We start from the raw sequence: 10,548 nt of genomic DNA, 5'->3' as shown, positions 1-10,548 counted from the left end.
CCGCTGACCTGGTGAACCAATTTGCCGTTTACTCCGAAATTTGGATCAAGCCCTCCCGGTTGGGCTTTCAAAAGGCTAAGGGTAAACCAGGAAAGTAAAACAAGTAAAAACTTTTTCATTTGTTTAAGTTTATGGGTGGATGCTCGTGAAGTTTGGTACAGTTCAAAAATCAATTAGACTACCTTATAGCTTTCCGAGAAGCGCTTCTTTTGATTGTGGTGCTACTTATTCCTACTTCGCCAGACTTCTTTCTAAGCTATTGCTTTACATCGCTATTTGCTCTGGAATCATCTGTCAAGTAACGATAGAAATCTTACACTTACGTTTGGATATGCGGAGAATACTGGAACACAATAGGCAAGAAATACAACGACGATGTAGTTCAGGAGTTGAAATCCAATCTGAATCTAAGGTGTTTTTGCCAGATTTTACACTCTCTTATTGTGTTCAAAATCTTTAAGGTTTTCCGGGCTGCCGCGGTTACTACTGGCATGCTACAAGCCTACTGTTTGGAACAAACGATGGACATAGATAAAAGGGTATTGTAGCCTGCTAATAGCGGCTCTTCTCGCGTAAAGTCATATGAATCGCAATTTGCACGAGGGTGGCTTCCAGACAACGATGCTGCTTTCGAAATGGCGATCGCTTTTTCCCGTTCACTTCCCATGTTGTTTGATAATCTACATCATTGGCATAACTAAATCGCTCGGGTTTCTTTTATTATGATTAATCCCGAATACGTCAAGAACGTCCCGCAGATGCCGATAGGCACAAGAATGAATGTGAAACTAAAAAGCAAACAAATGGGATAAACCAGATGAGAAAATCACATTCACTTTAATATCGAAAGCAGAAATGAAAAGAAACTAGAAATCGACAAGATTCTTTCTCCATTGACAACCGCCATAACTCTTCATACGCGTCCAAGCGTACATCGCATACGTAAGAATAGTTGAAATCATAAGACAAATTGTTGAAACTCGTAGCCGTTGGCTGACCCTTACACTAACGAAATATTTAAAGATCATGTTCCGGCTTGGGTAGATTCATCTCGTTTACTCCACCATCAACTAAAAAAGGGTGTCTGAGCAAAGTATGAAAGTGAACTTAGTCGGATTTTTAAAGGAAACAACAATCGATCAATGCCGGAACATTCAGGTATGCGAAACGCTGACAAACAAAGTCAATCATAGAAAAAGCTGATGTGAAAAATGTCTGTTGTAAAAATTTAATCATTAATCATTTCACTAAGTTCGGCTTAGCGCTGCCGGGCGCAAAGAAAGACTACGGCATAAACACCCTGCCTACCCTGCCCTGCCCGCCTTTATTCCGTTTCCTTTTTTGCGCTGTTGCCCAAAGCCGGTAGATGCTCCATAATTAATTTTTAATCTTTTAAATCTTCTGTTATGGAAACGATTATGGATGCATCCGAACTCTACAATGTTGCTGAAGTGGAACTGGTTTACAAGTCGAAAGTGAAAGCTTCTAAACGACCCCAGATTAGTTCGGCCAAAGATGCTTACAACATCTTGTTAATAGGTTGGGATGAAAACAAAATAGAACTGGTAGAGCAATTCAAGGTTTTATTTTTGAACAGGGCCAACAAAGTACTCGGTATGTTCAATGTATCTTCAGGAGGAATAACAGGAACAGTGGCCGATCCAAGGATCATCATGGTTGCAGCTTTAAAAAGCAATTGTTGCAGCCTCGTATTAGCCCATAATCATCCCTCCGGAAGCTTGAAGCCAAGCCGCCAGGATGAAGAACTTACACAGAAAATTAAATCTGCCGGTCAATACCTTGACATTAAAGTTCTGGACCACCTGATTATAACATCTGATGGTTACCTCTCCTTTGCAGAAGAAGGGCTTCTTTAGCCCTTCATTTTCTTTTCTAAACCTTTCCGGTCTAAGGAAAGGTTTTTAATTCTTGGAGTTATTGAATTAGAGCGCCTGTTAGTATGATTGTCTTAAATTCGCGTTTTACTAACTCCCATAAAAAATTCTTGCATGGAAGCAACACTTGTGATTAAAGCAAAAGACCTCACACCTCAGTACGCTGACGGACTAATGAAAATCTTTTCTGGAGATGCTGTACTTAACATTACCGTTCAGTATGATTCACTAAACACCTCTACTTCAGAAAATCTTCCTAACTCAACCAGCACTCCAGGTAAAAAAAGAGGTCCAAAACCAAAAATTGCAGAACCGATTTCAGAGCCAGCAGCACCAAAAAAACGCGGACGCAAACCAAAAGTCGCTGCCGAATAACCAGCCCTAGTTGTTTTTTCCTTCAAGGTTACCAAATGATTTCAGCTTTTCATTTAGCTCTTTAAGTCCCGCCCTTTCCAGGAAATCTGAAGCAACAATAGATAGCTGCTCCAACGCATCCGGCGGAACGACATTAAACAGCCCGGTTGACTTATCATCCGGATTAGGTCTTAATCCACGTTCTATCACTTTGTTTAAGAGCAAAACATTCTTGCGGGATAGCCTTATATCAATCTTCACGGTATCGTTCATACCGGGAATGCTTAAGATAGTATCGTAAAGATTTTCGATATCGTTAGTTGAAAACATAATTGTAAGGTTTATTAGTGAAAGTTTTCTCAACGAAGTTATTTTGACATTTTGAAAAAGACCTGTTCGATATTCGAACAGGTCTTTTTTGTGTACCGTACTGTACCTAATTTCATTTTAAGAAACTGAATTGTGAAACCGAAAGTGTGCAGAAATGGAATTCAGAAAAGCTCCCTCATTTACCGAGGCTAAACAGTATGACATTGTTGAATACCTGGCTAAACTCGGGCATTTACCGGACAAAGTCAGCAAACAGGATTACTGGTATCATTCACCCCTCCGACTTGAAAGAACGCCTTCCTTCAAGGTAAACAGAAGCCTGAACCGGTGGTACGATCACGGTATCGGAAAAGGTGGCAACATCATTGATTTTGCTGTGCTCTACCATCAATGTACCCCAGCAGAATCCCTGGCTAAAATAGCCGGCAATTCGTTCATTCACGACCCGGTTGTTAGGGGATCAGAACCAGGAAATGTGAAGCCTGAAAACGAGAAAAAAATCCATATTGTAAAAGAGTCTTCATTGCATAGTTTTTCGCTTTGCCGGTACCTCAATCAAAGAAAGATATCTATTGAAATCGCAAGTGAGTTTTGCCGTGAAATTACCTACGAACTTTATGGTAAAACTTATAATGCAATAGGCTTTAAAAACGATCTCGGCGGCTACGAATTACGCAATCCATTTATCAAGTTGAGCAGCTCTCCGAAAGGGATTACAACCATCCAAAAACTTTCAAAAAACGTTACAGTTTTTGAAGGATTTACAGACTTCCTTTCATACCTGAGTATCCAGGATTTAAAAGCCACCGAAACCAATTTTGCGGTCCTAAATTCACTGTCCTTTTTTGAAACTTCCCGGCAATTTTTAGATCAGCACGAAACAATTCTCCTTTACCTCGACCGTGACAAAGCCGGACAAAATTACAGTCGCTATGCACTTTCATTAAGTCCAAGGTACCAGGACAAAAGCTCGTTGTACCAAAACTATAAAGACCTTAATGAGTGGGTGATGCACATCGGCAAAAGCCCGCAACATAGTAAGGGACTACATAGGTGATACTTGAATGCATCATCATCAGAGAATTGACTCCATTCCAAATTTCTGAAGATCCTAAGTAAGCTATGAAAGTTTTCAAGTCAATCAGATTGCCTCCTTATCGCAATCGGCAAGATGTTCAATTGTTGCACAATTGGATCTTGCCCGTCCTCCGAAGTCGGACGGGTGCAGAGTATTAAACGATATTTTATCAAGTTGAAAATGATGCCGTGATGGAAAAGAAAGAAAAAAACATCGAAAAACATTGGATCAGCTTTAGGGTGCAGCCAGAAGAATATAACCAAATCCACAAGCATTTTGCGTCGACAACCTGCCGCAAGCTGAGCGATTATGCACGCAGGGTTCTACTTCAAAAACCGGTAGTTGTACGGTATCGCAACCAGTCGGCAGATGAATTTTTGTCAGCTATGATCCCTCTGAAAAATGACCTTAACGCCCTTGGAAATAACTTCAATCAAGCCGTAAAGAAACTACATACTCTTTCGCAGATTCATGAGTACAAAGCCTGGATTTTGACCTATGAACTAGACAAAAAAAGACTGCTGGAAAAGGTAGATGAAATCAAGTTTCAAATCCAACAAATTTACGACAAATGGTTGCAAGAATAAGCGCTCCATCAAGCATAAACCGGGCCCTCAATTACAATGAGCAAAAGGTTCAGGATGGAAGAGCTGTACTGCTACATGCTGATGGTTTTTTGAAGGACGCTGATCAATTAAACTTTCACGAAAAACTAGGCCGATTCAAGCATCAGATTTCGCTTAACGACCGGGCAAAAACGAACTCCCTTCATATTTCTTTAAACTTTGACAATGCCGACAAATTAGACATTGAAAAACTGGTTGAAATTGCAAAACGATACATGTCAGGTATCGGGTTTTCAGCGCAACCATTTTTAGTCTACCAGCACCATGATGCGGCTCACCCGCACATACATATTGTTACAACCAGCATTCGGACGGATGGCAGTAGAATAGACACCTTTAATTTGGGCCGTAACCAGTCCGAAACGACGCGTAAACAAATTGAGCGGGATATGGGACTGATAAAGGCTGAAAGTAAGAAGACATTTCATCAGGAGTTCAGACCGACTATTGTTCAAAAAGCTCAATATGGCAAGGCTGAAACAAAAAACGCCATCCAGAACGTACTCGGCATGGTGATCAATACTTACAAGTACACTTCCCTTCCTGAGCTTAATGCAATACTTCAGTTATACAATGTAGTTGCTGATCCGGGAGGGAAAAACTCCAGGATTTTTCATAAAAGAGGGCTCAGCTACAACATACTTGATGAACACGGGGCAAAAGTAGGTGTTCCAATTAAGGCAAGTGCATTTTACAACAAGCCCACACTGGCCTACTTAGAGGCAAGGTTTGCCACAAACGAAACCGACAGACACCCACACAAACATCGCATCAAAACCGCAGTTGACTTATGCTTTTTCAGGTACCCCATCCGAAACCTGGCTGGATTGATCGACGCCCTTAAAAAGGACGCAATTCACACGATTGTCACGAGAAACGTCGACGGTGTAATCTACGGCTTAACCTATGTTGACCACAAGACTAAATGTGTATTCAACAGCAGCGCGCTCGGGAAACAGTATAGTGCCAAGGCCATTCTTGAAAGATGCGCTACCACGCAACGAGAAGCTATTGATGAACAACAAAAGCCTAAACAAACCCACTTAAAAGAAACTTTAGGTGAACAACAGGTTGGCGCGCCGTGGCACATTCAACCTGGCAGCGAGATCATTGATATATTAATTCAACCGCAAACCACCGCTGACTTTCTACCGGGTCAACTAACAAAGAAAGGAAAGAAACGACGTAAAAGGGCAGCGTTGAAACGTCAGTAATCCCGGCGCCAGTTCCCGACAATCTGCAACGCGTTGCCCTGGGAGTAAGAAAACGATCCAACGGGTCTGTCGCTGGTACCTAGCACCCCAGCTATCAATCATCTTAATCAGAATAAACTATACAACTATGCACACAGGTGAAAATGAACAAGGACTGAGAAAGATTATGGATATGACCCGGCTGATCAGTCTAATAGTTCTGGTGTTACACTTTTACTACTATTGTTATTTAGTCTTCGCTCACTGGCAGCTTACCAGCATGCTAACGGATCGGCTGCTTATAAACGTTCGAAACACAGGTTTGTTTGTTAGCTTCAATAACTCAAAAATCATCTCGTTGATTTTCTTACTCATCTCGCTCATGGGGTCAAGGGGTAGAAAAGACCAAAAGTTAAGCTACCTGACAGCCTTTGGCTTCATAATCCTTGGGTTACTAATATATTTTTTAAGCTGGATCTTTTTGGTCGCCGGTATCAACGCATTTACCGCGGCAATTATTTACATGAGTCTCACTATACTTGGTTATCTCATCATCCTAACCGGGGGCACCTTGCTCTCACGCGTTATACACCAAAAGCTAAATAGCAAGGACATTTTTAATCATGAAAATGAGACGTTTCCCCAAGAGGAAAGATTACTCGCTAATGAATATTCAATCAACTTGCCGGCTCGCTACAAGTTAAAACGAAAAACACGCGAAAGCTGGATCAACATCATAAATCCTTTTCGAGGTATGATGGTGCTTGGTTCCCCGGGGGCAGGAAAATCGTACTTTGTTATCCGCCATGTGATCACGCAGCACATTCGGAAAAGGTTTACCATGTTTGTGTATGATTTCAAGTTTGATGACCTCTCGAGGATTGCTTACAATACTTGGCTGAAATGTAAAAGCCAGTACCCTGTTGAGCCGCGATTTTACGTGATCAATTTTGACGACCTCAACCGGAGCCATCGCTGTAATCCGCTTGATCATGAAAGCATGACCGACATCACCGATGCTGCAGAGTCCGCTCGTACAATTTTAATGGGCCTAAACAGGGAATGGATCAAAAAACAAGGTGACTTTTTCATTGAGTCGCCCATCAACTTTCTTACCGCAATTATTTGGTATGTCAGGAAGTATAAAAACGGAGCGTTCTGTACGCTGCCCCACGTGATAGAACTGATGCAGGTTGACTATGATAGCCTCTTTACCATACTCAAGACTGAAAAAGAGATTGAGGTACTGATCAACCCGTTTGTGAACGCTTACCTAAATGATGTTATGGAGCAGCTGGAAGGTCAAATTGCATCCGCAAAAATTGCAATGGCTCGACTTTCTTCTCCGCAATTGTACTATGTTTTATCAGGAAACGATTTTACTTTAGATATCAATAATCCTGACCAGCCCAAAATTGTTTGCATGGGAAACAACCCTCAAAAGATCCAAATTTATGGTGCAGTTTTATCGCTGTATGTAACCCGTTTGATCAAACTAGTAAACAAAAAAGGAAAGCAGAAAAGCAGTCTTGTTTTTGATGAGTTTCCAACCATTTACCTGAACAACATGGACAGCCTTATTGCAACTGCCCGAAGTAATAAAGTAGCAACTTGCCTGGGTGTCCAGGACTTTAGCCAGCTTCGCAAAGACTATGGAAAAGAACAGGCAGACGTGATCATGAACATCACCGGCAACATTATCAGCGGCCAGGTAACGGGGGATACAGCCAGGCAGCTTTCGGAAAGATTTGGTAAAATCATGCAGGACAGGCAAAGCCTATCTATAAACCGTACCGATACATCCATCAGTAATTCAAAGCAACTGGAAGCAGCAATACCGCCGTCCAAGTTATCAGCATTGTCTTCCGGGGAATTTGTCGGCATGGTAGCAGACGATCCCGAATGTAAAATTGATCTTAAGTCCTTTCATTGCGAAATCATCAACGATCATGTCGCGCTCACGGAGGAACAGCAAAACTATAACGAAATTCCAGCTATCCGAAAGCTGGATAATGAGATCGTTCAACAAAACTATCTTAAGGTAAAGCAAGACGTACAGGATCTGGTTCATTCAGAGATGCAGCGGGTGATGAATGATCCTGTTTTGGAAGCAATAGTCGTAAGGAAGTCAATTTAACCAATACGGACCCACCTGTCATCCTAGATGGACTCGCTCGAACCGAAATCTCGGAAACCCAGAACATTGTAATCTCACCGGTTTTCGATTGCTTCTAGAAGCTTGCAAAGAAAGACTGCCAGACATTATATATTAAAGTAAATAGTTATTGATATTTATCAATCTTTTTTGCTGAAAACGAGTTTTAACTTTAAACGGTGAAAACTAAACCACATGAGACATCCAATACTTACAGCACTCTTTTGTGTTGCCATCTTTTCATGTAAAAAAGACTCTGTAAAGCCTGACGAACCCGCTTTCATGATAAAGGCAATGGCTAGTTTAAAGGACAGCCTTTCTGTTAGTGATTATTCAGGGCTAAAACTCTCGTCGAAAAAGACGAGTACGCTTGAAAATGGCTACAGGCTAATCAAGGTGCCATTTGAAGATAACACGCAAGGAGCAACGTTTGTCTTGATTCAAGTCGATTCAACAGGCAGAATTATATTAGGCAAAATAGTGGAGGTGGGGCGAAACGAGTCGAGTAACACCAGCCAATTTCTTTACAATGGCACACTAACCGTCAGCTCCCTTAATCGCCGCCAAAAATCAACAAGCAGGATTGCCAACGGGTACACCTACCCTGCCGCCGAAAGTTCGTCAACGGGAAGGACCTGGGTTGTTCCCTCCGGCGGCTTACCTCTGGTTGTTGTTACCTGCTACATTTCTGCTGCGAGAACACTAACTTTTTCTGAACACATCAGCCTAAGAGCCCTTATTGGCGATATAGCTCCAGTCTCCGATTACATAGACATCAATGAGGGGAGTGACACGGCAGGTACCGGTTATTACAATACCACGAACAATCCTTACAACTCAGGTGCGCTGAACAATACCAATTGGACTCCCAATATCGACGATGGCATTTTAAGAATCGACTTTGAGCCAGATGACCGTAACACTATCAATATCGAAAACTATATAAAATGTTTTGCTACAATCCCTGATGCAGGTGCAACCTGCTCCATTGAGATTATGACTGATATTCCCGTTGACAGCAATCCTTTTATTTATTTCGACTGGAGAGAAGGATCAGCCGGCCATGCCTTTGTTCAAATCAAAAAGTCTAATGGGTTACAAAGCGTGCAACAAACGATTGGGTTTTACCCAGATCATCCATGGAAAACAATGGTGTTTGAAACACCGCTCAGCCAAAAAATCGTGGATAATCAACACCACGAATTTAATGCGAGTTTTCACATGGACATAAGTCCTGCAGAACTGCAGACCGTGCTCAACCAGGCCCTAATTTCGTCGAGAAAGGCATACAGTATAAAACAATATAACTGCACCGATTTCGCGTTAGACCTTTTTAATTCCGTTCGCCCGGACAATCCGCTGAACATACCAAAATACAATATTCCATCTAACACTATCCCCTATGAGAGCAATACACCCCAAGGCTTATATCAGCAGTTAAGTAAAATGAAGTCTGCCAATGGGCCGGAAGCAGCTCTTATCAAAATACCTGTAGCCAAAAATTATGCGGGCAATAGTAAAGGCTTTTGTAACTAATAGAAAATAATCAGACATGAAAGTCCTCAAGAACATTGCACATCCCTTTATAGTGATAATAAGCTTCTTCGGAATTCTAATCAGTGGCGAAGGTTTTGGTGGGTTTTATCTGATGTATATCCTTATGGCATTGGCGCCAGGCTATACTTATTCGATACTTGCCTGGCTTGGTGTGGCTTGTTTCCTGCTTGGCTATAGTGTATTCAGATTCTCCAAATGGAATAGCTTGTTTTATCTCTCAGGATCCATCTTTCAGGTGCTATCGTTACTAGTATTTTTTTTGAATAGTAAAACCAATTACAACATAGGTACCTTCTATGAATTGGTTCCATTAACAGTCATGATCGTGTTTACAATTATAACTGCTTGCTCCATTATCTACAACCTGAATAATGTACTAAAAACAAGGTCATATTCCTAAGGGTTAAAAGTTATGCACGCCATATAAGCAGCAATACAAGGGAGATATTTGATAACAAAAACATTTTTATACGAGAAGTGGAAGTACAGTTTTCTCTACTTGCAACTGAAGGATTAAGCACAAACGTATTTGGATACTAACACAGGTGAAAATGGGCCAGGTATCAAGTAGATACAACCAATCGGTGGAGATACCCGAATTTTGAGGAAACTGCCATTCCCCAGACACCGAGAACTCGATCCATATACTAGTTACCTCAAGCCACGACGACGAGGTTTATGCTGCAGGCAAAATGCTGGTTGAAAACGAAGAGATGAAGCGAATAAATTTCCGGCTCTGTTTGATTGATAAACTGGAGCAACTAAACAACACGTGCATACTAATTTCCATTATAGAGTATACAGATCTGGATTCACCATTAAATCGAAAGGACATTATCGGAAAGTCACATCATCAGATTATTTCTGATGCAAATTACTACAGAGACATTGCCGAAAGAGCCAGGAGACTCATGTAAAATGTCTGACGCACTACCAAGTTTTTGTATAATTCCTTACTGAAATCTTATGTCGTTCGTCGTACAGGAGTCTTAATATCGGGTAGGGGCTTCAATGCAACTCCGGTCATATGACATTTACACGTTTACGTCCACGGATCTTCACACCTGTGCATGGGAAGGCTTAATCTAATCACTATGTGAAATAGTTCTTCTACAACCCATTCTTCGCGGCATTTACCTTCCCAGCTTGCATCACTTTTTCAATGTCAGCATGGTCATAATAATGAACCCCACCAATCTTCGAATAAGGAATTACGCCATTTGCCTTTAGCGACTGCAAAGTTGTAGATTCCGGAACATTTTGACCCCGTGGTTCCGGCCAAGCTGACCCCCTCATTCCGGGCAAACTGCCCCCCCTTTGACTCATCTTTGTTTGGCACGGATTCCGGGGCATCTTGACC

Annotated in this window: 10 protein-coding genes; 8 read left to right on the top strand and 2 right to left on the bottom strand. The window is 41.6% G+C overall.

Annotated features, from left to right (window positions below; genetic code table 11):
• Positions 1 to 1,406: 1,406 nt before the first annotated feature.
• Both EXU57_RS24915 and EXU57_RS25510 read left to right on the top strand, forming a co-directional pair.
• A complete protein-coding gene (locus tag EXU57_RS24915) occupies positions 1,407 to 1,877 on the top strand; it encodes a RadC family protein (RefSeq protein WP_207955602.1) in 471 nt (156 codons plus the stop codon).
• Between the two features lie 132 nt (positions 1,878 to 2,009).
• Entirely contained in the window at positions 2,010 to 2,270 is a 261-nt protein-coding gene (locus EXU57_RS25510; protein ID WP_207955601.1) for a hypothetical protein, read from the top strand.
• A gap of 6 nt (positions 2,271 to 2,276) precedes the next feature.
• Here EXU57_RS25510 and EXU57_RS24905 read toward each other — a convergent pair whose 3' ends face one another.
• A complete protein-coding gene (locus EXU57_RS24905; protein ID WP_133270986.1) occupies positions 2,277 to 2,579 on the bottom strand; it encodes a hypothetical protein in 303 nt (100 codons plus the stop codon).
• Between the two features lie 154 nt (positions 2,580 to 2,733).
• Between EXU57_RS24905 and EXU57_RS24900 the strand changes: the two genes are divergently transcribed.
• The 6 genes from EXU57_RS24900 (at position 2,734) to EXU57_RS24875 (ending at position 9,588) form a co-directional block, all read left to right on the top strand.
• Complete coding sequence (locus tag EXU57_RS24900; RefSeq protein ID WP_133270985.1) at positions 2,734 to 3,636, top strand: toprim domain-containing protein; 903 nt, start codon at positions 2,734 to 2,736, stop codon at positions 3,634 to 3,636.
• 212 nt (positions 3,637 to 3,848) lie between these two features.
• Complete coding sequence (locus EXU57_RS24895) at positions 3,849 to 4,244, top strand: plasmid mobilization protein (protein WP_133270984.1); 396 nt, start codon at positions 3,849 to 3,851, stop codon at positions 4,242 to 4,244.
• Entirely contained in the window at positions 4,229 to 5,497 is a 1,269-nt protein-coding gene (locus EXU57_RS24890) for a relaxase/mobilization nuclease domain-containing protein (protein ID WP_133270983.1), read from the top strand. The genes EXU57_RS24895 and EXU57_RS24890 overlap by 16 nt, the downstream gene beginning before the upstream one ends.
• Positions 5,498 to 5,624: 127 nt before the next feature.
• Positions 5,625 to 7,613 (top strand): conjugal transfer protein MobC, encoded by a 1,989-nt coding sequence (gene mobC / locus EXU57_RS24885; protein ID WP_133270982.1) that lies wholly within the window; start codon positions 5,625 to 5,627, stop codon positions 7,611 to 7,613.
• 213 nt (positions 7,614 to 7,826) lie between these two features.
• Positions 7,827 to 9,167, top strand: a complete 1,341-nt coding sequence (locus tag EXU57_RS24880) for a hypothetical protein (protein ID WP_133270981.1) — start codon at positions 7,827 to 7,829, stop codon at positions 9,165 to 9,167.
• 16 nt (positions 9,168 to 9,183) lie between these two features.
• On the top strand, positions 9,184 to 9,588 hold the full coding sequence (locus EXU57_RS24875; protein ID WP_133270980.1) for a hypothetical protein: 405 nt from the start codon (positions 9,184 to 9,186) through the stop codon (positions 9,586 to 9,588).
• A gap of 774 nt (positions 9,589 to 10,362) precedes the next feature.
• Here the strand turns inward: EXU57_RS24875 and EXU57_RS25505 are convergent.
• Positions 10,363 to 10,548 (bottom strand): hypothetical protein (locus EXU57_RS25505; RefSeq protein ID WP_207955600.1); only part of this gene is annotated, 186 nt, incomplete at its 5' end.

The sequence above is a fragment of the Segetibacter sp. 3557_3 genome (genome assembly GCF_004354985.1).
Lineage (GTDB): Bacteria > Bacteroidota > Bacteroidia > Chitinophagales > Chitinophagaceae > Segetibacter.
Note: the sequence above shows the minus strand (reverse complement) of the source record. Positions and strands in the feature narration are given on the sequence as shown.

Excerpts from the sequence above, each read along its gene's own strand:
- EXU57_RS24895 (WP_133270984.1), top strand. The coding sequence starts at position 3,849 with ATGGAAAAGAAAGAAAAAAACATCGAAAAACATTGGATCAGCTTTAGG.
- mobC (WP_133270982.1), top strand. The coding sequence starts at position 5,625 with ATGCACACAGGTGAAAATGAACAAGGACTGAGAAAGATTATGGATATG.
- EXU57_RS25510 (WP_207955601.1), top strand. The coding sequence starts at position 2,010 with ATGGAAGCAACACTTGTGATTAAAGCAAAAGACCTCACACCTCAGTAC.
- EXU57_RS24890 (WP_133270983.1), top strand. The coding sequence starts at position 4,229 with ATGGTTGCAAGAATAAGCGCTCCATCAAGCATAAACCGGGCCCTCAAT.
- EXU57_RS24875 (WP_133270980.1), top strand. The coding sequence starts at position 9,184 with ATGAAAGTCCTCAAGAACATTGCACATCCCTTTATAGTGATAATAAGC.
- EXU57_RS24915 (WP_207955602.1), top strand. The coding sequence starts at position 1,407 with ATGGAAACGATTATGGATGCATCCGAACTCTACAATGTTGCTGAAGTG.
- EXU57_RS24880 (WP_133270981.1), top strand. The coding sequence starts at position 7,827 with ATGAGACATCCAATACTTACAGCACTCTTTTGTGTTGCCATCTTTTCA.
- EXU57_RS24905 (WP_133270986.1), bottom strand. The coding sequence starts at position 2,579 with ATGTTTTCAACTAACGATATCGAAAATCTTTACGATACTATCTTAAGC.
- EXU57_RS24900 (WP_133270985.1), top strand. The coding sequence starts at position 2,734 with ATGGAATTCAGAAAAGCTCCCTCATTTACCGAGGCTAAACAGTATGAC.